This is a genomic window from Actinomyces dentalis DSM 19115 (assembly GCF_000429225.1).
In the GTDB taxonomy this organism is placed as follows: Bacteria; Actinomycetota; Actinomycetes; order Actinomycetales; family Actinomycetaceae; genus Actinomyces; species Actinomyces dentalis.
This window is the reverse complement of record NZ_AUBL01000056.1, coordinates 1-22,561: the sequence shown is the minus strand read 5'-3', so window position 1 is coordinate 22,561 and position 22,561 is coordinate 1. Positions and strand designations below refer to the sequence as shown.

25 protein-coding genes and 1 pseudogene are annotated in these 22,561 nt (G+C 68.1%); 19 read left to right on the top strand and 7 right to left on the bottom strand.

Annotation, left to right across the window (positions count from 1 at the left end; all coding sequences use genetic code 11):
* The 9 genes and pseudogenes from G446_RS20400 to G446_RS18875 all read left to right on the top strand — a co-directional run.
* Positions 1 to 1,392: pseudogene (locus G446_RS20400) on the top strand (hypothetical protein); the annotation flags it as partial.
* Positions 1,392 to 2,753 carry a putative T7SS-secreted protein gene (locus tag G446_RS0111700; protein ID WP_026410284.1) on the top strand — a complete coding sequence of 454 codons (1,362 nt, stop codon included), beginning with the start codon at positions 1,392 to 1,394 and terminating at the stop codon, positions 2,751 to 2,753. The pseudogene G446_RS20400 and the gene G446_RS0111700, both read left to right, overlap by 1 nt.
* A gap of 90 nt (positions 2,754 to 2,843) precedes the next feature.
* Positions 2,844 to 3,509, top strand: a complete 666-nt coding sequence (locus G446_RS0111695) for a hypothetical protein (RefSeq protein ID WP_026410283.1) — start codon at positions 2,844 to 2,846, stop codon at positions 3,507 to 3,509.
* The gene (locus G446_RS0111690) at positions 3,506 to 4,060 is read left to right on the top strand and encodes a hypothetical protein (RefSeq protein ID WP_026410282.1); all 555 of its coding nucleotides are present in this window, start codon (positions 3,506 to 3,508) and stop codon (positions 4,058 to 4,060) included. The genes G446_RS0111695 and G446_RS0111690 overlap by 4 nt, the downstream gene beginning before the upstream one ends.
* Before the next feature lie 126 nt (positions 4,061 to 4,186).
* Positions 4,187 to 4,483, top strand: coding sequence for a WXG100 family type VII secretion target (locus tag G446_RS0111685; RefSeq protein ID WP_026410281.1), 297 nt, complete (start codon positions 4,187 to 4,189; stop codon positions 4,481 to 4,483).
* Between the two features lie 515 nt (positions 4,484 to 4,998).
* Positions 4,999 to 5,301: a hypothetical protein gene (locus G446_RS0111680; protein ID WP_156916655.1), complete on the top strand. Its 303-nt coding sequence runs from the start codon at positions 4,999 to 5,001 to the stop codon at positions 5,299 to 5,301.
* A 278-nt stretch (positions 5,302 to 5,579) separates the two neighbouring features.
* On the top strand, positions 5,580 to 6,551 hold the full coding sequence (locus G446_RS0111675; RefSeq protein WP_026410279.1) for a sugar-binding transcriptional regulator: 972 nt from the start codon (positions 5,580 to 5,582) through the stop codon (positions 6,549 to 6,551).
* Positions 6,552 to 6,814: 263 nt separating this feature from the next.
* Positions 6,815 to 8,902: a hypothetical protein gene (locus tag G446_RS17655; protein ID WP_034470329.1), complete on the top strand. Its 2,088-nt coding sequence runs from the start codon at positions 6,815 to 6,817 to the stop codon at positions 8,900 to 8,902.
* Positions 8,903 to 9,402: 500 nt separating this feature from the next.
* Entirely contained in the window at positions 9,403 to 9,834 is a 432-nt protein-coding gene (locus tag G446_RS18875) for a hypothetical protein (protein ID WP_156916654.1), read from the top strand.
* 130 nt (positions 9,835 to 9,964) lie between these two features.
* On the opposite strand, the gene G446_RS0111660 is transcribed toward G446_RS18875, so the two are convergent.
* Positions 9,965 to 10,162, bottom strand: coding sequence for a hypothetical protein (locus G446_RS0111660; RefSeq protein ID WP_026410278.1), 198 nt, complete (start codon positions 10,160 to 10,162; stop codon positions 9,965 to 9,967).
* A 124-nt stretch (positions 10,163 to 10,286) separates the two neighbouring features.
* Between G446_RS0111660 and G446_RS0111655 the strand changes: the two genes are divergently transcribed.
* Positions 10,287 to 10,841, top strand: a complete 555-nt coding sequence (locus G446_RS0111655; protein WP_245574685.1) for a hypothetical protein — start codon at positions 10,287 to 10,289, stop codon at positions 10,839 to 10,841.
* Positions 10,842 to 10,979: 138 nt separating this feature from the next.
* On the opposite strand, the gene G446_RS0111650 is transcribed toward G446_RS0111655, so the two are convergent.
* The 5 genes from G446_RS0111650 to G446_RS18870 all read right to left on the bottom strand — a co-directional run bounded on the left by G446_RS0111650 (position 10,980) and on the right by G446_RS18870 (position 15,403).
* Positions 10,980 to 11,642 carry a hypothetical protein gene (locus G446_RS0111650; RefSeq protein WP_156916653.1) on the bottom strand — a complete coding sequence of 221 codons (663 nt, stop codon included), beginning with the start codon at positions 11,640 to 11,642 and terminating at the stop codon, positions 10,980 to 10,982.
* A 92-nt stretch (positions 11,643 to 11,734) separates the two neighbouring features.
* Positions 11,735 to 12,409, bottom strand: coding sequence for a hypothetical protein (locus G446_RS0111645; RefSeq protein WP_156916652.1), 675 nt, complete (start codon positions 12,407 to 12,409; stop codon positions 11,735 to 11,737).
* A gap of 22 nt (positions 12,410 to 12,431) precedes the next feature.
* Entirely contained in the window at positions 12,432 to 13,094 is a 663-nt protein-coding gene (locus G446_RS21070) for a hypothetical protein (RefSeq protein WP_245574684.1), read from the bottom strand.
* A 293-nt stretch (positions 13,095 to 13,387) separates the two neighbouring features.
* On the bottom strand, positions 13,388 to 14,104 hold the full coding sequence (locus G446_RS0111635) for a hypothetical protein (protein ID WP_156916651.1): 717 nt from the start codon (positions 14,102 to 14,104) through the stop codon (positions 13,388 to 13,390).
* Positions 14,105 to 14,110: 6 nt separating this feature from the next.
* Positions 14,111 to 15,403 (bottom strand): DUF6571 family protein, encoded by a 1,293-nt coding sequence (locus G446_RS18870; protein WP_156916650.1) that lies wholly within the window; start codon positions 15,401 to 15,403, stop codon positions 14,111 to 14,113.
* A gap of 67 nt (positions 15,404 to 15,470) precedes the next feature.
* Between G446_RS18870 and G446_RS20110 the strand changes: the two genes are divergently transcribed.
* Positions 15,471 to 15,623 (top strand): hypothetical protein, encoded by a 153-nt coding sequence (locus tag G446_RS20110; protein ID WP_156916649.1) that lies wholly within the window; start codon positions 15,471 to 15,473, stop codon positions 15,621 to 15,623.
* Positions 15,624 to 15,753: 130 nt separating this feature from the next.
* Here G446_RS20110 and G446_RS18865 read toward each other — a convergent pair whose 3' ends face one another.
* Positions 15,754 to 16,191 (bottom strand): hypothetical protein, encoded by a 438-nt coding sequence (locus G446_RS18865; RefSeq protein WP_156916648.1) that lies wholly within the window; start codon positions 16,189 to 16,191, stop codon positions 15,754 to 15,756.
* 556 nt (positions 16,192 to 16,747) lie between these two features.
* Between G446_RS18865 and G446_RS20105 the strand changes: the two genes are divergently transcribed.
* The 8 genes from G446_RS20105 (at position 16,748) to G446_RS0111600 (ending at position 22,356) form a co-directional block, all read left to right on the top strand.
* Positions 16,748 to 16,945, top strand: a complete 198-nt coding sequence (locus G446_RS20105) for a hypothetical protein (RefSeq protein ID WP_156916647.1) — start codon at positions 16,748 to 16,750, stop codon at positions 16,943 to 16,945.
* Positions 16,946 to 16,983: 38 nt separating this feature from the next.
* On the top strand, positions 16,984 to 17,619 hold the full coding sequence (locus G446_RS0111620; protein WP_156916646.1) for a hypothetical protein: 636 nt from the start codon (positions 16,984 to 16,986) through the stop codon (positions 17,617 to 17,619).
* 41 nt (positions 17,620 to 17,660) lie between these two features.
* A complete protein-coding gene (locus G446_RS20100; protein ID WP_156916645.1) occupies positions 17,661 to 17,885 on the top strand; it encodes a hypothetical protein in 225 nt (74 codons plus the stop codon).
* A 10-nt stretch (positions 17,886 to 17,895) separates the two neighbouring features.
* The gene (locus tag G446_RS20095; protein WP_156916644.1) at positions 17,896 to 18,423 is read left to right on the top strand and encodes a hypothetical protein; all 528 of its coding nucleotides are present in this window, start codon (positions 17,896 to 17,898) and stop codon (positions 18,421 to 18,423) included.
* A gap of 289 nt (positions 18,424 to 18,712) precedes the next feature.
* Positions 18,713 to 19,123 (top strand): hypothetical protein, encoded by a 411-nt coding sequence (locus G446_RS20090; protein WP_156916643.1) that lies wholly within the window; start codon positions 18,713 to 18,715, stop codon positions 19,121 to 19,123.
* A gap of 98 nt (positions 19,124 to 19,221) precedes the next feature.
* Positions 19,222 to 19,893 carry a hypothetical protein gene (locus G446_RS0111610; protein ID WP_156916642.1) on the top strand — a complete coding sequence of 224 codons (672 nt, stop codon included), beginning with the start codon at positions 19,222 to 19,224 and terminating at the stop codon, positions 19,891 to 19,893.
* An 872-nt stretch (positions 19,894 to 20,765) separates the two neighbouring features.
* Complete coding sequence (locus G446_RS0111605; protein ID WP_026410269.1) at positions 20,766 to 21,644, top strand: hypothetical protein; 879 nt, start codon at positions 20,766 to 20,768, stop codon at positions 21,642 to 21,644.
* Between the two features lie 127 nt (positions 21,645 to 21,771).
* Positions 21,772 to 22,356: a hypothetical protein gene (locus G446_RS0111600; RefSeq protein ID WP_156916641.1), complete on the top strand. Its 585-nt coding sequence runs from the start codon at positions 21,772 to 21,774 to the stop codon at positions 22,354 to 22,356.
* Positions 22,357 to 22,561 lie beyond the last annotated feature (205 nt).

Below are 22,561 nucleotides of genomic sequence, written 5' to 3'. Positions count from 1 at the left end.
GCCGCCCTGGACGACACCACCACCGATCCGACGAAGGATCCCTCCCAGGTCACCGGCAAGGGCGGGAACGCCGCCCTGGACGACACCACCACCGACGAGAAGCTGCCGAACGTCGTCATCAACGGCACCCGCCAGGTCAAGCTCGGCCACCTGGAGGGCGTGGGCACGCTCATGGGGGAGGCCGGCCCGCCGCCGAAGGTGACCACCGTGGTGACCCCCGACGGCACCGTGTGCGATATCGCCGACCTCCAGCCGGTCTACAACGACAAGGGCGACCTCGTGTCCATCTCGCAGGTGAAGGTGCCCGCCGGGGCCGTGGACCTGCACAAGGTCGATCCCGGTGCCGGCGATGCCGGCGTCGCCCAGGTCCAAGGGGGCGCCGCCCAGGCGAACCTGCACAAGACCGATCCCGGTGCCGGCGATGCCGGCGTCGCCCAGGTCCAGGGAGGCGCCGCCCAGGCGAACCTGACCGGGACGAACAGGGAGTACCTGGAGCGGGTGCGCCGGGTCCTGGGGAACCTGGTCGACGTGGCGCTGGATCCCGCGCACGGCGGCGAGACCACGCTCAATGTCGCCGGCGTCTCGGGGATCGGCCTGACGGCGCTGGCCACGCTCCTGGGGCGCCGCGACACGGCGCCGGGCGCCGCCGGGTCCGGGCAGGGCGGCGAGGCCGACCCCGCCGAGGCGCTGCGCCGCTCCCTGGCCGAGGGCAGGAGGAACGGGACGGGCGCGGCGGCGGGGCCTGTTGTCGCCGAGGACCGCGCCTCCATCCTTCAGCGCCTGCTGGGCGTGGACGGCGCGGACATCGGCTCCGACGACGCCGATGACGACTCCGACGGCGCCGTCCCCGAGATCCACGACGTCAAGGTCCAGTCCGCCGACGCCAGTGCGCCCAGTCCCGCCGGCGCGCCGGACGACGCCGGCGCGGCGGGCGCCACCGGGGCCCCGGACGGCGCCGGGGCGCCGGGAGCCGGCGGGGATCCCCTCCCGTCGAGCCCGGGGCCGTCGGACGGGGGCTCCTCGGGCCCGCTCGCCGGTTCGGATCCGCTCACCGACCCGGGCCCGGGCTCGCTCGCCGATTCGGACCTGCCGGTTTCCGGCGGGGCGGGCGCCGGCCCCGTCGACATGCCCGCCGACACCGCGGCGCCGACTCCCCCGGCCGCCGAGGACCTCGCCCCCGACGCCACGACGGCGCCGTCGGCCGCCTCCGAGCCGTCCGGCTCGACGACGGGCGCGCGCGACACCGGAATGATGAGCGGCATGGGCCTGGCGGCCGGTATGAGCGCACTCGGCGCCCGCAGCGGCGGGGCCAACCCGGGCGATGAGGTCCGGCGCAACGACGAGGCCCGGCGCCTGCGCGAGCGCCTGGCCGCGAAGAAGGAGAAGAACTGATGGCGCGTCCAACCGACTGGAATCCGCTGGCGTCCTCGGACCCGATCCCCGGCGACCCCGGCGTCGTCCGGCAGGCCGCCCAGAACTACGCGGATGTGGCCGAGGCGATCAACACGGCGAGGGACCGGCTCAACGCCATCACCTTCAAGGGCAAGAGCCACCACATCGATGCGCTGCGCAGCGACTGCGAGGACCTGGTCGTCCAGATCAAGCAGGCCAGCTCGCGCTGCTCCGGGGCCGCCGGCGCGCTCAAGACCTACGCCGGCGCCCTGGAGGGCGCGCAGGCCAAGTCTCTGCCCATACTCAAGGAGGCCAAGGAGGCCCAGGGGGATCGGCGCCGGTGGAAGCAAGAGGAGTGGGAGCAGTACTACTGCCACCAGCGCACGACGAATCCCGTGGAGCGCTCCCGCGCCGAGTCCGACTACCGCGCCGCCCAGTCGAAGCGCGCGGCGGCGGAGGGGCGGATCGCCCAGGCGCGCGAGCGGCTCAAGGCCGTCATCAAGGAGCGCGACGAGGCCGGCAACAGGGCCGCCGACGCCCTGCGGGAGACCAGCCGCAACAGCCCGCTCAAGGACACGTTCTGGGAGAAGGTCCAGATTGTCATCTCCGATATCGGCAAGTGGCTTGAGGAGCACGTCAAGCCGTTTCTCAAGAACCTGAGTACGATCATCGCGGTGGCCACGATCGTGGCCGGGGTTGTCACGGTTCTCACCGGCGGGGCGGCCGCCCCGGTTCTCGCGGGACTGATGTATGCCGGGGCGGCCGTGTCCGCGGCCACGACGGCCGTCAATCTGGCGGTCAATGCGGGGAAGGTCGCCGACGGGAAGATGGGCTGGGGCGAATTCTTCCTGCGTACGGGCGTTGACGTCGTCACGACCGCGGCCTCCTTCGCGGGTGCGGGGAAGATGGCCTCCGCGGCCAAGGGCGCTGTGGAAAGTGCGGTCAAGGGCGCGTCCTCGGCGTCGAAGGGCGCCCTGTCCACCGTCGTCTCGAAGGTCAAGAGCGGCGCCGAGGCGGCCAATAGGGTTCTGAGCGCCCCGGGTGAGGCCGTGAAGGGTCTTTTCAGGACCGCCGGAGCCGATGCGGCGCGGACCACGGCGGCCAATGCGGTGCGGACCGTGGCCAGGACGACTGTTCAGGAAGTCTCGAAGAAGACCGCCAATGAGACGCTCCGATACGGCATCGACGTGGCGGTCGATATGGGCACCCGGGGGAAGACGGACAAGACTCCGTGGAATTCCTTCACGATCCCGAAGTTCTACAACCTCGTCACCACCGGTAGCGTGGATCCCCAGACGGCGTCCGCGTCCAGCAGCGGGGCCGGTTCCGCCGGGGGCGGCGGAGGCGGTGGCGGATGGTGACCGCGCCGAGCCCCGCGAGCGTCCGGGCCATCCGGCCGCTCCCGCCGCCCGCACCTCGTCCAGCACCCCGAATGACCAATAGGAGCCGCCATGCGTGAGATAGAGCTCATCCTTCCGTCCGGCTGGGCGGATATCGACCTGCGCGCGAGCCTGCCGCCCCAGCTGCACCGGCTCGCGAAGCGGATCGTGGACGGCGCCCCCGGATCCTCCGACGCCCCCGAGGTGCGGGCGGCCCGCGACCTGGTCCAGGCCCAGCTGCGCACGTCCCTGTCCGCGCTCGCGGGCGCGGGCGCCCTGCGGGTCCTGCTGGAGGCCGACCCGATGGCGGGGGTGCGCACCGGCACCTTCATCGCCGTCCTGCCCTTCCCCCGCGAGCTCGCCGAGGACCCCATGGACGCGCTCGTGGCCATCGCCGCCCAGACCCCGCAGACGGTCGTCATGGACGCCGGCGAGCTCGTCGTCATGCGGACCGTGACGGTCTCGGACGCGACCGACGACGTGCGCGAGGGCCTGGGGGCGGCCGGCGAGCAGCTGGCCGGCGCCCTGCCCGACCCGCCCGCGCTGCCGGACCTGCCCGAGGGGGCCGCCGTCAAGCGCACCCAGGCCGCCTACTACGTCGGCGACCCCGGCCTGCCGGATGACTGGATGGTCTTCTTCACCATTATCACCGCCCAGGACGACGAGGACTCCCAGGCCCTGGTCGACTCCCTCCTGGCGCTGAGCGACGCCATCGTGCAGTCCGTGAGGTTCTCATGACCACCTTCCAGATGGACCTGGCCGACCGGTGGATCGTCGTGCCGTTCGACGACGCCGATGCCGTCGCGCACTGGCCGGCGGACCTGGAGCGCGAGCCCCGCTACGAGGACCCCGACGACGTCGAGCGCCTGCTGGACACCGCCCGGCGCGTGGCCGGGATCCCGGCGGACGACACGCTGGCGGTGCGCCTGCTGTACCTGCCGGATCCGCCCTTCCACCCCGTCTTCACCGATCTGCACGAGCTGGTCGCCGAGGGGGAGGCCGACGAGCGCCTGCCCGCGCTCATCACCGTCGAGCCCGCCCGCCGCGGCCCGCACGTGAGCGACACCGTCGAGCTCGCCGACGGCGCGACCGCCCACCGGTCGGTGGCCGCCTTCCCCGGCGAGCGCGGCGAGAGCGGGGCCGACGCCATCTTCACCGCCTTCCACGCCCTGCGCCGGGGCGGCCGCGATCTCGTGGCCCGCACCGCCGTCGGCCCCGACGCCCTGAACCTGGTCGAGGCCGTCCCCGCCGTCGAGGCGCTGCTGTCCACGCTCCTCGTCTCCGACTGAACGGGGGCGGGGGTTGATCCCCATCGCCCCGCACCCGTTCGGACGGGAGACTGTCCATAGAAAACACCACCCACATACGGCACCGCGGCAATGGGCCGGGGCCGGGCCACATGAAAGGAACACATCATGGCCAATATCTCCGCATCCTACGAGGAGATGCGCAACCAGGCGCGTCAGCTGCGCACCACCCGCGACACGATCAACCAGTCGCTGACCACGGCCCGCCAGCAGGTCGACAACCTCGTCTCCTCGGGCTTCGTCACCGACTCGGCCTCGGGCGCATTCCAGGCCTCCTACCACGAGTTCACCACCTCGGCCACGCGAACCATCGACTCGCTGGACGCGATCTCGAGGAACCTGGAGAAGATCGTCTCGACGCTGGAGGAGACCGACCGCAGCCTCGGCCAGCAGATGAAGCGCTAAGACCGGATCCGGGCCCCTCCCGTCCGTCGGCGGGAGGGGCCCGGGCGCCATCCCGCCCCCGCACTCATCCTTCCCCGTTCCTGAGCCGGTCCCCGTCCCCGAGCCTTCCGCTTCTGCTGTCTCGGTGAAGCGAATCCATTGGCAAACTTTTTCATCAGAAGGGTTCCGGGACGGTCCGGAATTCTTCCGGGGGAGGGCCCCGGCTTTCCCGAGGATAATTCGTCCCCGTATTCTCCGCGAACGGCTGGTGCGTGTTTCCGCGCGTCCGTCTCCATTCATTCGGGATCGTGCGTCGCCGGGTGCGGCGAGTATCGCCGTCGTCTCCGGCGCGCCGACTCGCCGCGGCCGCAGGGGACGAGTACAAGAATTGATACAACCGTTCCGAATGTATTGCCGGGCGGGAGGGCGTGCGCAACAATGGGACTGGCGGAATGGCCGCTCCCGGTCGTGGTCCGTATTCCAGTCCTTGGCCCCTTTTTCGTCGGGGGCGTCCCATCAATGTTGAGAGGATCATCATGAACGCCGTTGTCAAACGAGTGGTCCCCATCGCCCTGGTGATCGCCTTCTGCGCGCCCGTCGGCGCCTGCTCCTCGTCCTCCGCGGGCGACATCACGTGCTCCAAGTTCGCGGAGCTCGACTCCGATGACCGCATGAGCGTCATCTACGACATGCTCGATGAGCACGATCGGGCGAAGCTCGACCCGGGGAACCTCGCCGGGATCTCCTCCGCGATCATCTCCTACTGCGGCGTGGGGGCCTCGAAGCATCCGAATGAGCCGATCAACAACGCCGTCGACTGGGAGTCGGATACGTGGTGACCCCCGGTCCCCGTCGGCGCACCGCGGCTCCGGCGAGCGCCCCGGCTCTCACCGCGTGCCCGTGCGCGGCGGCCCGCATGCCGTCCGGCGTCACCGGCGCCCAGGGCGGCCGTCCGCGCCCGTGCGGCGTCCCGCCCTGGTCACCGTCCGGTCACCGTCGGGGATCCGGGCCCGCTTCGTCGTCGTGATGCCGGTGGGAGCCGGTAGTCTTCCCCTGACGCCCTGTTGACGATGACCCCCGGCCCGGCGCCCGCCCGGACCCCAGAAGGACTGCGATCATGCCCATTCGCGCCGATGCCGCCCGGACCCGCCTGATGGTGCGCATCGCCCGGATGTACCACGAGCTCGGCAAGCGGCAGACCGAGATAGCCGCCGAGCTCCACGTCTCCCAGCCCCGGGTCTCGCGCCTGCTCAAGCGCGCCGTCGAGGAGGGCATTGTCCGCACCGTGGTCACGGCCCCGGAGGGGACTCACCTGGGGTTGGAGGAGGGGCTGGAGGAGCGCTTCGGGCTCACCGAGTGCATCGTCGTCGACTCCGGGAAGGCGGATGCGGAGATCGATGCGGCGCTGAGCTCCGCGGCGGCCACCTACCTGGAGACCACGCTCACGGGCGGCGACGTCATCGGCCTGTCCTCCTGGTCGGCCACCTGGCTGGCCGCGATCGAGCAATTGCCCGCCTTCCGCACCTGCGTGGCCACCCGGGTCGTCCAGCTCTTCGGAGGAGCGGGCCACCCCGGGGTCCAGGTCAAGACGACCCGCCTCATCGACCTGCTGGCCCGGGCGACGGGCGCCGAGCCGGTCTTCTTCCCCTCCCCGGCGGTCCTCGGGTCGGCGGCCGCGGCGGAGCAGCTCATGAAGGACCCGGCGGTCAGGCGGGTCATGATGCTCCTGCCGACGGTCACGATCGCGCTCATGGGCATCGGGAGCCTGGAGCCCTCGGCCCTGCTGCGCGAGTCGGGGAATATGACGACGGCGGAGGACGCGGTCGAGCTGAGGGCGGAGGGCGCCGTCGGCGACGTGTGCCTGCGCTTCTTCGACGCCGACGGCGCGCCCGTGCGCTCCAGTTACGACGCCCGGCTGGTGGGGGCGGACGCCGACCAGATCCGCGCGATCCCGCGGCGCGTGGCGGCGGCGGGCGGGGAGCACAAGCGCGCGGCGATCCGCGGCGCCCTGCGCGGGGGCTGGGTCAACGTCCTCATCACGGACGTGTACACGGCCCGGGACCTCCTGGACCGGCTGGACCGGGCCTGATTCCCACCCTCGCATCCGCGCCCCTTCCGCCTCGAAGCGGCGCGATGACGCCATTCCCCGGACGTGCAGGAGTCGTCGCGCACCCGGAAGTCACGCGCCGGCCACCTTTTCCGGCCCGTCAGCGCCCCGGGTCAGGCTCATGGTCGCTCTCCTTCGCCGTCTGCTCCATGACGCCGATCCGCCGTCGAGCGTTGACGGAGTCACCCGGCCGGGTGGGCGGACTCCCCATTGTTGAGGCGTGGCGCACGTCCGACACTGGCTCCATGAACAGTGAGGCGACGCAACCCGGCAACCCCAACGCCATCGGCAACCCCGTCCACGGTTCGATCAGCGGCGCCGGTCGGGGCTCGGGTGCACCGGCCGCGGCGCCCCGGCGGGCCTCGCGACTCCGGCGGTGGGTCTTCAGTCTTCTGGCCGGCGTGCGCCTGGCGGCGGGGGGCGGGGCCCTCATCCTGATGGGGTGGGGCATCGCGGAGGTGCTGCGCTCACCGCTGTCGGCCCCGATGATCAATGGGTGGTGGGGCACCATAGGGATATTTCTTCCATCGTTCGCGCTGGGGATCTTTCCAGTGATCCAGATGTGGCGCTCCTCCACGCGGCGCAGGGGCCTCATCATCTGGCTCATCGCCTTTGATTTTGTTGTTGTCTCTTTCCTGGTGCTCCTCCCTAACGCATGGGGTGTTGATCGGATCTTCAGGTCGGGTGCGAGCATTCCCGGATACATCGGCCGACTGGCGGTCGGGTGGGTCTTCCTGGTTATCGCCGTCATGAGTCACCTGATTCTGCGCCTCTACCGACCGGCCGCGCAGCCCCGGGAGGAGTGGGACGGGTGGGCCTCCTGGCCCGGCGCCCCGAGGCTGGAGGGCGCCGTAGCCGAATACGGGAGGGTTTTCAACCCGCCGGCGGCGGCCCCGGCGGACCCGCAGCGGACTTGGAGAACGGCGCCCGCGTCTCGAGTGCTGAACGTGGGGATGGGGTTCGTCAGCGTCGTCGTGGTCGCCGTGATCGCGTTGACGGTTCCGAATCTCATCAATAATTCCTTCGACCGGTTCGTCCGGATCACGACCAGTGCGGCGGTCAGTTATGACGGTTTTCCGACGGTCGCGGAGATATCGGCCGCGGTCGCCGGCGAGGATCAGTCCAGCGCCGACCCGGTGTGGACGACTGCTAGCGGTGCTGTGCAGATCCTCGCCGGGGTGCGCGGCGCCGTCCTCGTCACCCGTGGAGGCGTCTACGGGCTGGACTCCTCGACGGGGGAGGCCACCTGGAGCTTCACCACGACTGATTCCCTTAAGGGAGTGGATCTCTACATGGAGAATTCCGCCTTCACTTCGCCCAACGGCGCGTGGCTCGCCTACGCCTTCGACGTCACGCCCGACAGTTCCCTCAACGATGTCGGCCCGCGCGAGGATATCACTCGCGTTGTGGTCCTGAGTACGGATACGGGACGGGTCTCTCTTGACACCCAAGTGACCGGAGCGGTACCGGCCGTGCAACTGACCGACTCCAATATCGTCATCAACCGTCGAGTCTACGACATTGTCAGCGGACGCGAGCTCTCCCCGCTGGATGATGAGGAGATTGCGGTCTCGGGGCCCGGAGGGCATTCTTCCGTCATTGTCCGGAGCAAACATGAGGTGTGGGGCTATCTGCGCTCCGAGATGAGCCTCGATGTGATACCCAGGAGTGGTCTCAGTGACGATCGCAGTTATTCTTCCAATAGTCGTACCATTGAGGCGCAGGTGATCGCCGGTCGGCCCGTCAATGTGAGCGGCTGGGTCCTCAACCCCGTTGACGACGGGACGGTGGAGAACATCGACACCGGTGAGACCGTGTCCCTCAAGGAGGATGACAATCCCGAGAACTGGGGAATCGTTGGGATTCAGGCCAGCCCCCAGGCCATATCCGTCTGGAGCGTTCAGAACGAGGTCGAGGGGCAGACCAAGGATTTCGGACACCCGCTGTCGCTGAAAGTCTTCGACACCCGCAGGGGAGATGTGACGGCCATTGATCCGGCCGGAACCTACCGCGCCATCGAGCAGAGCAGTGAGCGCGCGTCGTACCCCCCGTACTCCGGCGCGGTGGACACCCCCGTCTTCTCGGCGCGCGTGGACGACAACTATCATCACGACTTCTCCGATCGGCTCATTGTGCAGCAGAACGACGCCGCCCGACAGGATGACGGATCCGCTCACTCGGGCGGTGGCGGCGAGCCCGCGTGGGTCAGCGTCTCCATGCCAGATTTCCGAATGGGCTCGGACCCGGTGGCGCTGTGTCCGGGCGGGATCATCGTCTCCTACGACTCCCTGGGTGGAGACGGGATCGTCGCCAGAAGGGCGCCCCAGCAGTAACTTCCGGGGCCGCCCGTCGTCGCGGACGGGAACAGATGTGCTGATGGGTCTTCCTCTGGTTGGTGGGGGGCTGGTAGCGTGGTGGGGGTCATGGTCCCTGTGGGAGGAGTTCCTCCGTGTCGTGGTTTCCTGTTCTTCCGCCGTCCGGCGCGACGGCGTCGGTGTCGTCGGACTCGTCGGTGTCGTGCGGTGAGCCGCCGTCCGGCGTGCCGTCGCCGTCTGGTTCGTCGGGTCGGGGGCGCGGCCGGCGGTGGTGGCGCGCCGGGTGGGGCGCTTTGGCGTTGGTGGTGGCGTGCGGGGCGGTGGCGTGCTCGGGCGGGGGCGGGTCGGCCTCGTCGGTGAGTGTGCCGCCCCGCGCGCCCGGTGAGGCGTCGGCGTCGGCGGGCCCGTCCGCTGAGAGCCCGTCGTCTTCCGTGCCGCCGTCCGCGGCGGCGTCGGGTGCTCCTACGGCGCCGGGGGAGGTGACGGCGGAGTCGCTGTCGGATCCGGACTCGGACTACGTGGTGGTGTCCGTCCCCGAGGACCTGGACCAGGCCCAGCGGGAGGTTGTGGTGGCCTACGTCGCCTTCGACAAGGCGACGTGGCGGGCCTATCGGGCCATGGACGGGGACCACTCCGCCGTGGAGGCCGCCGCCGGCGGCGACGCCCTCCAGGGTTACCGGGATGACTATGCGCGCTGGAGCGCCGAGGGCCTTCATACGAGTGGCGTCTACCGGGTGACGGTTCAGGAGGTCGTGTTGAACGACGCGACCCCAGACGAGGCGGTCGTGTTCACCTGCATTGATCAGCACGATACGGATCTGGTTAAAGCGGACGGAACCTCGGGCGGTAAGAACGTCCGTCACACGTTCTCGTACATGGTGGCGCTGAGCAGGTCATCGGGATCCTGGGTTGTCGTAATCAACGAAACTCAGGGGGTGGACCAGTGCTGAAAAGATTCAAGACGTTATCCGTTGGTGTGGCCATGGCAATTGGTATAGCTGGCATTGTGGCTCCTAATGCCTACGGATACGGCGACAGTGATACTGCGGCCGTCGCTGGGTCCGATGGGGCGGGTGGTGGTCAGGTGGTGGCGTTCTCGTTCGAGGTGACCACGACGTCGGCGTCGGGCGGGTCGGATGGTGGGACGACGACGTCCTCGTCGTCGGGCGGGGCCTCTGTGAAACCGGCGTGCTGGTACGAGCCCAAGAAGACGGGCGCGGAGGCGGCTGAGGAGGAGAAGCGCAGGGAGACCGCGAAGAATCCTCCTGAGGGCGGCAAGCTGTTGTTCCTGGATGCGCCCGATAAGGGGGACGCTCTGGCTCACGCCGCCGATAACGGCCAGTGGTACCGGATGCGCTGCGACGCGTCCACCGAGGAGGGCCGGGCGCGGATCAAGGAGTTGATGTTCAGCAGCAAAGTGTGGGAGTGGGTGCCCGAGGGGCGGGCTGCTCCGGAGCCGGTGGTGGATCCGGTGACTCTGGCGCGGGCGGCGGTGGAGGCGGCGGCGATCCCGGCCCCCAGTGTGGAGACCAACCCGCGGATCACCACCGACGACGGCGTGGAGGGCGCGGCCGTGGTGGGGGTGGACACCTGGGTGTGGGCCGCCTCCGATACTCCTTCTCATGTCGAGGTGAGGGCCACGGCCGGGTCCACCTCGGTGACCGTTGCGGCCGACGCCGCGGGGCTGTCCCTGTCCGCCCCCCGGGCCAGGACCCGGTGCACCGGGTGGGGCGAGCCCTGGCGGGAGGGGACCAGCCGGGAGGGCGACAGCGACTGCGTCGTCGTGTTCACCCGCTCGGCCGCCCACGTGCCCCTGACCGTGTCGGCCACCTACGACATCACCTGGACCTCCACCAACGGGACCGGCGGCACCCTGGAGGCCCTGACCACCACGACCACCATCGACCTGCCCGTCGCCGAAATCCAAACCATCAACCGACCCACACCCACACACTGAAAACGGGCGCCCAGACTCCCCGGCCGGCTGTTCACCCCCGGGAGCGAAGGGGCGGCTGCATCGGTCTTCCCCGCCTCCAACCTCTCGCTGTTCACCCCCGGGGGTGAGGGGGTCGGGCGCCCACTGCTTCCGCCGGTCTCAGTCGGAATCGGGGTAGGCGGTGGGCCACGGTCTGTTGACGGGGCTGGTGGCGGTGGCCCCCGGGACGGGTTGCTCGCCGCAGGCCCAGGGCTCGATGAGGGTGATAATGCCGACGGCGTCCTGTCTCAGGTTGCGCCTGCCCCTGTCGGCGTCGGAGATCCGGATCTCGAGGATGATGCCGCGCCCCTCGTCGGCGGCGTCATCGGTGCCGCAGCGCCAGGCGGCGGCGACGGCCTTATCGGTATCGACGAGCATGCCGCCCTCGCCGTCGAGATCAGGCAGGGTGAATCCGTTGGTGCTCTTGAACAGGGACTTGCGCCCCTCGAAGTAGCTCTCGCCCGGCCCGACGGCCAGGTTCTCGACGGGTCCCCACTCGATGAAAGCGGATCCGGGACTGTAATCGGTGTCCGCGGCCTCGATACGGCAGTAGTAGACGTTCTTGTTGTTGTAGAAGAGTGGGAGGACGTAGGGGCCGGAGCCGACGATAGGGCTGACGGCCTCCCACGGGACGCCGGGGCACAGCCAGGTCGGCGCGGAGGGCAGGCTGGTGGCGACGGGCGCGGGCGGGGTGGCGTGCGAGCAGCCGACCAGAACCGGAAGACACGCCGCAACAAGAGCGGCGAGGCCCCGCCGGACGCGGAGGAGTCCTCTGCCTGCCATGGTCATAACCCCCTGTTCCTGTTGCTCCTGTTCGTGCTCTTCTGCCGGGCCCGCCGCCCCGGGTCTCGGCGGTGTTCGGCGGGCGGGTGGGGTCAGGGTGTGGGGGAGGGGTACATGGTGCTCACGGAGGGGCTGGAGGCTGCTACTGGGGGGACGTCGGCGATGATGACGGCGGCGACGGTGCGCAGGGCTCGTTGCTGGTCGGCGTCGGGTTTGGCGCCGTTCGCTCTTCTCAGGCTCACGTACAGGCTCTGGCCGTCGGGGTAGAGCCAGAAGACGTAGGCGGCGTTGTTGACGGCCCAGGCCCATCCCCGCCCGTCCTGGCTGTCGATGTCCACGGGTTCGGCGTCGGGGAAGCTCTCGGGCACCCGGTCGAACTCGACCGATCCGATCTTGGGTCCGAACTCTGTCTGGTGGGGGATGGTGTCGTCGGGTTCGTAGTGGATCTCCAGCATCGCCCAGGTGGTGTAGTCGGATTGGAGCATGCACACGTAGTAGTAGCCGGGGTGGTCGTAGCCGCTCCCGGATATTGGATTATGGAAATAGGTGTAGGTGTAGGAGTCGAAGCCGAGGGTGTTGGATAGCAGGTTTGTGGGCAGGACGTCGCACAGCACTCCGTCGAGCGGGGTGGGCGCCTCCGCCGCGGGCGTGGTGGGGCTCGCCCCGCCCCCGCCGCCGCAGGCCGACAGGCCCGCGACCAGCACGACGCACACTACAACGGCGGGCAGGCGGCCCTCGACCGCGGACCGGACACGACGACGATGCATTATCGACGCCCTTTCTCGGGGATCATGGTGTGGCCTGTTCGGTGGGTGCGGTGGTGGCCCATGGGGGGCGGGCCTGTTCCATGGTCTGACCCAGGCCGGGGATGGGCTGGTCCTGGCACAGCCAGGGCAGGGCGGATTGGGTGAGGTTGATCAGGTTGGTCCGCACGTCGCCGCGGGTGAGGGAGAACTCGTCAACGGTCAGGGCCAGGTAGTGGTCCTTGCAGGTGAAGACGGTGGTGCCGTAGCGGGCGTCCGGGCCGGTGTCGATCCTGGCCTCCCCGAAGCCGTCGACTTCGGGGAAGGAGAAGGTCGAATGGGTGTTGCCCATCGATACCAAGGGGTCGTCCCACGGATCGTGGTTCTTGTAGATGTATCCGATGGTGCTGTAGAAGATCAGACTTTTCTGCTCGGGAACCTTCACCCAGCATTCCGCGCCCTTGAAAAAGGTATCGGTTCGACGGGCCGAGATGGTCGCTTCCCGGCCGAACATGGCCTCCAGGGCCTCGTCGGGGATGCCCGGGCAGGTGTAGTCGTGCGGGTCGGAGGGGGCGGTGGCGGCGACCACCGCCGTGGCGGTGGGAGTAGTGGTGGGGCCGCCGGCCCGCCAGGGGGCCGGGCAGGCCGCCAGCACCAGGCACACCACCGCACACCATCCCACCACCCGCAGCGCGCGCCAAGATAACATCATTCTGCTCTCTCACGACCGGCTTCTTCGATTCCAGTGAATGCAGTTTTCACTCTGGGACTGACGTTATTTTAGGACGGTTCTTCGGTAATTTTGGTAGAGTTCATGAGAGTCACTGCTGCTGCTCTTTGCGAGGATCGTGAGTGAAGGCCTAGACCGTAGTGGTCACCATCGAACAGATTACCGCTTACTCTATCGTTATGGTGTTTTGTTCATGGATTCGTGGTGGCTCGGGGTGCTGGTGGGTGGTTGCTCGTGCCGGTGGTGTTCCGTTTGGGTGTTGTGCCGGGTGTTCAGGGTGTGGGTGTGGCGGGTGGGGTTGTGGGGCGGGGCGGGTAGACGGTCTCGCCCTGGGGCGGGCCGGAGGCCGCGGCGTGGACGGTGGTCGTGATGCGTTGCAGCAGGGGGATCAGGAACGTGTCGGTGGGGTCCTCGGGCGAGGCGCCGTAGTCTTTGTCCATGCGGAGGCTGATCTCGTAGTCGTCGGGGTAGTGCCAATCCAGGTGATAGGCCTGTGAGACGTAGTAGGCCACTCCCTGACCCTCCAGGCCGTCGGCGCTCACCTCGCGCACGTCGCTCACGTCCGGGTAGGCGCTGACCTCCTCCATGAGTCCCGGATCTCTTGGCCGAAGTCCGTAGCTGATCTCGAGGGCGTTGGCGGGGAAGACCTCGTAGGAGGACATTCTAGCAGTGAATCTGAGGTAGCAGCTGAGTGCGACTCTGCCCTCGTCGTGGGTATAGCGGCTGAAGGTGATGGTTTCGAGTTGTTGGCCCAGGACGGCCTCCATGTCGCCGGCGCTCATGAGGCCGCAGACGTCGACGTCGTCGGGGACGATGTTCCGCAGTCTTTCGTACAAGGCGGCGTCGGCGGCCGATGCCGAGGCGGCGGCCGCGGCCGAGGCCCGCGCCTCGCGCCACTGGCGCACGCGCGCGCACCCGCACGCCGGACACAGCGCCATCACCACCACCAGCGCCGCCGCCACCCGACGACCTGCGACTCCCCCCACCATCACGACTCAGCCCCCCGAACTGTGATCGACCGTGCTCGACGACCCCCGGACGTAACCCCTCGCGGCGGCGTCATCAATGGCGTCCTTGAGCCTGACAAGACGAGGATCCGGAGGAATTTGATCCACACGATTGGGATCGGCGACCTGAGTCGCCCAGGTGTTGACCCCAGCCAAATCCTCCTTGGAAGCCTGGGACAAGTCAATGGTATGACCCCCGTGGCCATCATCGACCACCCACGAATACTGGTCGGCCGCGGTCTGAATATCCGGATTTTCCTCGGTTGGGCCGACCTGGTAGGAGTCCTGGTTGATCAGTCCCGCCTGTGCGGCGTCCTGGGCAGCCGCAGCCATCATGCCGTCACTCAGTTGCAGGGATACTGGTGAACTGGCCGTTTGCGGGTCGCCAACCAGTGCGTCGGCCGCCACCGGGGCCACCAGCGTACTGACGGTCGACACCGTCGTGGAAAGGGCGACCCCAGCGGGTGACGGCAGCGCTGAAAACCCGCCAGCCGCCACCGTGCTGAAAGCCGTGATTGCCGTCGACGCACTTCCGTTCAGTTCCGTTGCCTTGGAGATCTCCTCGGCCGTCTTATCCTTGGCCCTGACGTCGGCGATCCCCACCAGATGAGCCTCCGCCGTCGCACCGCTACCGTAGGCGCCTACGATCGCATCTATCTGCTGGTCGGGGTCGTCCCTATGAGCGGAGACGCCAGTCTTGGAGCGCCTGGCAGCGTAAGAGGTCCAGGTGATGTCGTAGGTGGCCGACACGGTCAGGGGAACGTGGGCGGCGGAGCGGGTGAACACGATGACGCAGTCGCTGTCGCCCTCCCGGCTGGTCCCCTCCCGCCAGGGCTCGCCCCACCCGGTGCACCTGGTCCTGGCCCGGGGGGCGGACAGGGACAGCCCGCCGGCGTCGGCCGCAACGGTCACCGAGGTGGATCCGGCCGTGGCGCGCACTTCGACGTGGGAGGGGGTGTCGGAGGCGGCCCACACCCAGGTGTCCACCCCCACCACGGCGGCGCCCTCCACGCCGTCGTCGGTGGTGATCCTGGGGTTGGTCTCCACACTGGGGGCCGGGATCGCCGCCGCCTCCACCGCAGCCCGCGCCAGAGTCACCGGATCCACCACCGGCTCCGGAGCAGCCCGTTGGCCGTCGGGCTCCCACACCCATATTCTCTCGGCCAGCGACAGCTCCGTCAGCTGGTTCTGACCCTCCTTGGTGGATGTGTCGCACTTGGCCTGGTACCACATGCCATTGCCGTCGTCGGCGTGGGCCGCGTAGTCCATCCTCGTCGTCACCCACGGCTCCTTCCAGCCTGCGGGGGGCCTGCTGCTCCTCGATCTCTCGTGCCTCTGTTGCATCTGGGTGGCGAGCTCCACGCCCGTGCCCCGGGACTCGTACCAGCACGTGGGCTGCACGTACGCCCCGCCCGACGACGACGAGGACGTCGTCGTCCCACCATCCGACCCGCCCGAGGCCGACGTCGTGGTCACCTCGAACGAGAACGCCACCACCTGACCACCACCCGCCCCATCGGACTGCACACCACCACCGGACGGGGGATCACCCATATCTGCGACGGCGTCGGGCGCCGGTCCCAGCGCCCCGGCGACCAGCACGACGGCGAGCCCGGCCCGCCACGCGCCCCTCAGCACTGGTCCACCCCCACGTCCATGTTCTCGTCGGACACCACGATCCATGAGCCCGACGACGACCTGTTCAACGTCGCCATGTACACGTACGTGTGCTGGATGTCCTTGCCGCTGGAGGTCCCGTCGGCCTTGACGAGATCTGTGTCGTGCTGATCCACGCAGGTGAACACGACCGCGGTGTCCGAGGACGCCCCGCCCACGTCGACCGTCTGAATCGTCACCCGGTAGACGCCGCTGGCGTGAAGGCCCTGGGCGGCCCAGGCGGCGTAGTTGTCCTGGAATTTCGCGAGGGCGTCGCCGCCGGTGGTGGTCTCCACGGCGGAGTGGTCCCCGTCCATGGCCCGATAGGCCCGCCACGTCGCCCGGTCGTGGGCGACGTAGGCTACCACGACCTCCTTCTGGGCCTGGTCCAGGTCCTCGGGAATGGCCGCCACGTAGTGATCCGAGTCCGGATCCGACAGCGACTCCGCCGTCACCTCCCCCGGCACCGTAGGAGCACCCGACGCCGCAGGAGACGAAGCCGAAGACGGCTGCGCGGAAGACGACGATCCCGCCGACGCCTCACCGGGCGCGCGGGGCGGCACGCTCACCGACGAGGCCGACCCGCCACCGCCCGAGCACGCCACCGCCCCGCACGCCAACACCACCGCCAAAGCGCCCCACCCGGCGCGCCACCACCGCCGACCGCGCCGCCGACCGCGCCGCCGACCCGACGAACCAGACGGCGACGGCACGCCGGACGGCGGCTCACCGCACGACACCGACGAACCCGGCGACCCGCCGCACGGCACCGACGAGTCCGACGACACCGACATCAGCACGCCGGACGGCGGAAGAACAGGAAACCACGACACGGAGGAACTCCTCCCACAGGGACCATGACCCCCACCACGCTACCAGCCCCCACCAACCAGAGGAAGACCCGCCGTCGCTCAACGTCGGACCGCCCCTGGGACGGAGCAGAAGACGACCACCCATCCCCCGGCGGGCATGACGGACGAGCAGACCCCAACCATCACCACAATACTTGTGATCGGGGCCACCATGACGGTAGAGTCGGCGACGATTCATCCGATTCGAAGAATCTACGACCCTGACAACCCTTTCGGAGATCGACCGATGATCCAACCATCCGACCCCGACGACTCCCCCGATATTGCGGTCGAAGCGGGAGGAGTGCCGAAATGATTCCGCGGGTAGTTCGTGCGGTTCGGGATTGGGTGTGCGTGCTGGGCGCTCTGGCCCTGGCGGCGGGCGTGGCCGGGTGCGGCGGCCCCGGGGTCGGGGCCGCCGCACCCTCGCCCTCGCCGACCCCGACGTTCCTGGCGGAGGAGACCATGTGCGAGGTCGTGCCCAGCCGGATCCTCGTCGAGGAGATGTCCTTCCGCACCACCGACTACGCCTTCGAGCACCACACCTCAACCGGCGAGAACGGCGCGAACACCGACACCTTCATCTGCAACCTCAACGGCCGGCAGGGCTCGATGACGGCCGTCTCCAGAATCCGCATCGCCTACTGGCCCGGCGCCACACTCAACGCCTCCTCCCCCTCCTACCCCTTCAGCGACCTGGACAACAACATCCACAACAACGACCTGCAACCGATCTCCTTCGACGACGTCGAGGGCCGCGGATACATCTGGCTCACCAACCGCAACCGGGCGATCACCGCGGCCTGGCTCTACCCCGACGACCACGCCCTGGAGATCCAGCTCTTCACCACCGGAGAAGCCGACTACGCCTACGACCAGGACGACGCCGCGGCCATGACCGACCTGCTGCACGCCCTCATCCCCGCCATCCCCCCGGTAGCCGCCCGAACCGACCAATCACGCACCTGGGTGCCCTTCCCCCCATACTGAAGCCCCGCCCCCAGCAGCACATCCCGGAGACGACGCGCACGATGAACCCGCCAAACCCCACTTCCGCGGATCCGGCCGCCACCTTCACCTGCTCCGGTGCTCCCGACAGTTCGGTGAAGGCGGTGCTCGGCGAGGTCTCCCTGTCCCCGACCATGTGGAGGAACAATGAGGACGGCACCATCAAGAACGTGGAGTGCGAGGGATGGATCCGATACGCCGGCGACAGGGTAAATGGGGAGGTTCTGACCAATGAGACGTCCCAATGAGACGTTGACGGTGGTTGATGATTCCACGCGCGCTTCGGGCCGGTTGGCGGCCTTCAATACGCTGCTGTGCACGTCCGATGCCGTGTATGGAATCGAATTCCTTCTCGATCTGGGATGGGAATTCGAGTGCCGAAAATTGGATGCTATGGCCAGTGGATATGGGTGCGACGGCCCGATGAGCCTGGAGATTGCGAATGCCGCTCGATCCGATGGGGCGGTGCCGGGGTTCATCGAGCAATCGGTCCTTAACGTTCAGGGGAAGAGTGCGAGTGAGGAGGGTGCGGTCCGGGGAGCTTATTATGACATCAGGGGCATGGATTACGCAACCGGGAAGACTGATTACGGATGGACGCCGGGTCGCCCATACTCCTGGGTGGACGCCTACCATCACATCGACTTCGACATGGTTCGAAGTAATTCTACATATCAACAGGAGTTCAACAGCTGGCTCACCGACAGCAGCATTCCTTCAGCGAGTCTGTTGACTGATTTCGGTGGAGGCGTTACTGATGGACGTAATGCGGCGCCCAGACATTAACGGTCCGTGGAGGGTGTGGAGGAGGAAGGCCGTCCGACTGGCGGTATCATTGCTCCTGGTTCTGTCCCTGGCGGTCAGTGGCGGGGTCTGGTGGTATCGCCGGACTCATCCCGCCGGGCCCGCCGAGCCCATGTGCCTACTGATCGTGGCGGAGGACGTCCGGCCGATCGTAGGCGAGCCCACGAGAGTTCTCGAGGGGTATTCCTCATATCCATCGGTCGTCGCGGGCGGTTACTGGACGTGCTCCATTTACGGAGGGGAGACCAGGGAGATCGGCGTTGATATCGAGGTGACTCCGGATGCGGATGAGCATCTTCTGAATTATAAGTCTATTTGCACGCCGGTGATCGAGACGCTGCTCGAGTACCGCGGCGGGGTGAGCGAGCCCGTGCCCGGCACCGACGCCGTCCTGATCTCCTGGGTTCAGGGCGGTGAGGCCTTCGTCGGCTGGTTCGAGGGCGACTCCGCCGTCGTGGTCTCTACACTATTCATCTACGACAACAGGACCGCCATCGGCTACCTCGACGACCTGGCCGCAATCGTCAAGCGCTACGCACCGCAGCTGCTCGCCGTCACCGGATTCGGGCCCTCGCCGACACCATCGTCCTCCCCGCCAGTGGTCGGGAGCAGTGAGCCGGCCTCCTCACCGCCCCCGCCGACTTCTTCCCCCGACGAGCAGACGGACGGAGCTGACGGATGAGAAGATTCACCATCGCGGTCGAACGAGTCAGACGCCTCGTCCGCGGCCACAATTTGGTCCTTCTGGTGCTGGTGGTATTGGCGGCCGCAGGATCGGGCTTGTGGTTCTACCTGCGTTGGGGCACGGGGCCGGCCGAGCCCATGTGCCTGGTTATGACCCGGCAGGACGTGCGCCCCCTGGTGGGCGAGGCCGTGTCTGTATCCGACGATCGGGGCGGACCGATCCCGAGTCCCGAACCGGGGTATTGGACCTGCTCCGTCCATGGCGAGTCGGCGTCAATCCGGGTGGAGGCGACCCCGGACGCCGACGAGCGCCTGTCAAACTACAAGGACCCGGAGACTCCCGTGCTCCAGACCACCCGCCGCGGCGCGACGAGCCAACCCATCCCCGGCACCGCCGGCGCCGTCGTCGTCTCCTGGATCCAGGACGGCAGCGCCCACGCGGGCTGGTTCGAGGCGGGTTCGGCCGTCGTCGTCTCCATGGACATTTCTGACGACGCGGCCGCCACCGCCCGTCTTGGCGACCTGGCCCACCTGCTCAAACGCCGCGCCCCCCAGCTGCTGGACGCCACTGGTTTCACTCCGCCCAGTCCGCAGCCGAACCGCGGCACGACCGATGCGCCGACCCCTGCGGTCTCGCCCACCGTCACCGCGACCATGACCCCGCCTCCGTCGAGACGCCCGCCCGTAGTCAGGAGAAGATCGTCGTCGAATGCACCCGCGCCCGGCGAACAAACCACGAACGACCAGGCAGCAGACTCCCCGGGCTAGTGGAATGATATAGAAACCGATATCTCAGTCGATCGGGATAACTATAATTCCGCCGCACGCCCCCGCGACCGAAGAGCAGACGCCAACGGCCAAAGAGTGAGCCTTTCTCTCCAGGAGCGGCGGCTCGTGGGTGAGGATGATCATGACGGCGCGAGTGGGGACATTTGGTGGTGCGGGCGGGGCCGTCGCCGCGGTCCGCGAGGACCGCGACCGGCCTCCTCCTCGTCGAGATGCGCATTTTGCACTCGAGAATGACGGTTGGAACTGCACCTTCGAGTGCGAAGCGCGCGTCTCGGCGACCGGGGGCGCCCGTCGCGGCCTCCGCCCGACTCGCGGCGCCCCTCCCGGGGGCCCGCGGCGGCGCCGGTTGTCCAAATCTGTTGCAAAGGCCCGAATCCCACCAGGACGCCGGAAGATAATCGTTGATATTCCGCGCTTCTGCTCGCCGCCGATCCCGCCGCGGGACGTCTTTGCAACAGATTCGGACACGCCCCCGCCCCGGACCGCCCCAGGAGCCCCACCCGCACCACCTTGCGCCCGCCCGGCCTCGCCATCATGACGATCCGGGCCCGCGGACCGCCGCTCCCGGCGAGAAAGGCTCAGTAAATGATCCGAAAATCGGATCGAGTTGACTGGGATCTGGCGATCTGGGCTGACGACGCCCGTCCGCGCCTGGTATGGTGATGGATGTCATGGATCCCTAGAAGGAGTCATTCCCTCATGTTTCTTGTCTCCGCGCCGGCCGGGCGGGTCAGGCCCCTCCGGATCCTCGTCTTGGCAGGCTCAAGGACGCCATTGATGATGCCGCCGCGAGGGGCTGGGTCCGGGGGTCGTCGAGCACGGTCGATCACGGTACGGGGGGCTGAGTCGTGATGGCGGGGGGAGCCGCCGGCCGTCGGGCGGCGGCGGCGCTGGTGGTGGTGCTGGCGCTGTGGCCGGCGTGCGGGTGTTCGCGCGTGCGCCAGTGGCGCGAGGCGCGGGCCTCGGCCGCGGCCGCCGCCTCGGCATCGGCCGCCGACGCCGCCTTGTACGAAAGACTGAAGAACATCGTCCCCGACGACGTCGACGTCTGCGACCTCATGAGCGCCGGAGACACGGAGGCCATCCTGGGCCAACAGCTCAGAGCCATCACCTTCAGCCGCCACACCTACGACGAGGGCAGAGTCGCACTCAGCTGCTACCTCAGACTCACCGCTGGAACGCCCTACGAGTCCTTCCCCACCAACACCCTCGAAATCATGTACGACACCCGGTCGAGGGAGCGGGAACTCATGGAGGAGGTCAACGCCTTCGACGGCGTGAGCAACGCGCGCCCCGTGACGGCCCACGGCCTGGAGGGCGAGGGGGCCGCCTACGAGTTCTCATCCAACTACGGGCTCCTATGGCGCTACCCCGACGGGTACACGATCAAATTCCGCATGGACAAAACCTATTCCGTCCCGCCCCGGGACCCCACCGACACGATCCTGATCCCCCTGCTGCAACGCATCACGACCACCGTCCACACCGCGGCCTCCGGCCCGACCCAGAACGACACCGTCTACCCGCCCCGCCCCACAACCCCGCCCGCCACACCCACATCCCGAACACCCGGCACAACACCCGAACGGAACACCACCGGCACGGATGATCACCCGGCAACGCCCAGATTGCCTCCCGCACCATCTGGACCCCAACCACACACTCTGGCAGAGCCCGCACTGCACCACCATAAACCTGTGAATGAGAGAACACCATTATGGCGCGTATAATTCCTATTATGCATAATTCACTCCGTGGCGCTCGTCCCATCTCCGGAGGAATCCAATGTCGGTGACGGATTGCGAACCCGTATACTCTCGCTCGACGGTTTTCCGGCGCCGTTGCATTCTTATCTCAATGATCGTGGTCGCGGCGGTCGTGGTGTCCGGGGCCGCATGGTGGTTATCGCGCCGCGGGCCGGAGGAACCGGAGGTGCCCGCGACGGTGTGCAACGGCCTGTCGACCGCCGAGATCGAGCAGGTCGCGGGGCGGCGGGTGGAGTCGGAGAACCTGGGCCGCACCTCCTCGTTCAGCTACAACCCGGACTTGTCCTGCACCCTGGCGTTCGACGGGTTCGCCTTTGTGAGAATCGGATACATCAACGCCCCCTGGTTCTTGAGCATGGCAGATACATTCGTCGGGGAAGACAGACTCAAAACTGACTTCACGTCCTACGGATGGTCGGTCGAGGAGATCGACCTGGGCCTGGACGGACGCAGCTACGTGACGGTCAGCCCGGATCGGATCTCTGGCGACACCGCCTACGGGGTGTGGTACTCCGAATCCGGAAGGACCCTGTGGGTCGCGGTGTTCAGAGATGACCCGACCGTGAGCACCGACGAGATCAAACGGACCACCATAGCCCTGCTGGACCACCTGGCCGACGTCGTGCCACCCATCTACCCCACGACAACAGATGAACCCTCCGCACCAGCCTCCTGAAGACCAGACTCCGCACACCGAAGCACTCCAACATCGACGTACCGGACTGGAGTGAGCGGGTCAAGTCCCTTGGTGTGGTGTTCTTCCGGTCAGGTGGTGATGGCGGGCAGGGCGGCGCGGTCGCTGGCGCTGTTGTCGGCCTGGAGCATGTCGGTCAGGTGTCGCAGTGAGGTCTGGGACAGGTAGCGGCGTTCGCCGTACTGCC

Coding starts and splice junctions, on each gene's coding strand:
- G446_RS0111700 (WP_026410284.1), top strand. CDS start 1,392: ATGGCGCGTCCAACCGACTGGAATCCGCTGGCGTCCTCGGACCCGATC.
- G446_RS0111695 (WP_026410283.1), top strand. CDS start 2,844: ATGCGTGAGATAGAGCTCATCCTTCCGTCCGGCTGGGCGGATATCGAC.
- G446_RS0111690 (WP_026410282.1), top strand. CDS start 3,506: ATGACCACCTTCCAGATGGACCTGGCCGACCGGTGGATCGTCGTGCCG.
- G446_RS0111685 (WP_026410281.1), top strand. CDS start 4,187: ATGGCCAATATCTCCGCATCCTACGAGGAGATGCGCAACCAGGCGCGT.
- G446_RS0111680 (WP_156916655.1), top strand. CDS start 4,999: ATGAACGCCGTTGTCAAACGAGTGGTCCCCATCGCCCTGGTGATCGCC.
- G446_RS0111675 (WP_026410279.1), top strand. CDS start 5,580: ATGCCCATTCGCGCCGATGCCGCCCGGACCCGCCTGATGGTGCGCATC.
- G446_RS17655 (WP_034470329.1), top strand. CDS start 6,815: ATGAACAGTGAGGCGACGCAACCCGGCAACCCCAACGCCATCGGCAAC.
- G446_RS0111655 (WP_245574685.1), top strand. CDS start 10,287: ATGTTCAGCAGCAAAGTGTGGGAGTGGGTGCCCGAGGGGCGGGCTGCT.
- G446_RS0111650 (WP_156916653.1), bottom strand. CDS start 11,642: ATGGCAGGCAGAGGACTCCTCCGCGTCCGGCGGGGCCTCGCCGCTCTT.
- G446_RS0111645 (WP_156916652.1), bottom strand. CDS start 12,409: ATGCATCGTCGTCGTGTCCGGTCCGCGGTCGAGGGCCGCCTGCCCGCC.
- G446_RS21070 (WP_245574684.1), bottom strand. CDS start 13,094: ATGTTATCTTGGCGCGCGCTGCGGGTGGTGGGATGGTGTGCGGTGGTG.
- G446_RS0111635 (WP_156916651.1), bottom strand. CDS start 14,104: ATGGTGGGGGGAGTCGCAGGTCGTCGGGTGGCGGCGGCGCTGGTGGTG.
- G446_RS20105 (WP_156916647.1), top strand. CDS start 16,748: ATGACGGACGAGCAGACCCCAACCATCACCACAATACTTGTGATCGGG.
- G446_RS20100 (WP_156916645.1), top strand. CDS start 17,661: ATGAACCCGCCAAACCCCACTTCCGCGGATCCGGCCGCCACCTTCACC.
- G446_RS0111605 (WP_026410269.1), top strand. CDS start 20,766: ATGGCGGGGGGAGCCGCCGGCCGTCGGGCGGCGGCGGCGCTGGTGGTG.
- G446_RS0111600 (WP_156916641.1), top strand. CDS start 21,772: ATGATCGTGGTCGCGGCGGTCGTGGTGTCCGGGGCCGCATGGTGGTTA.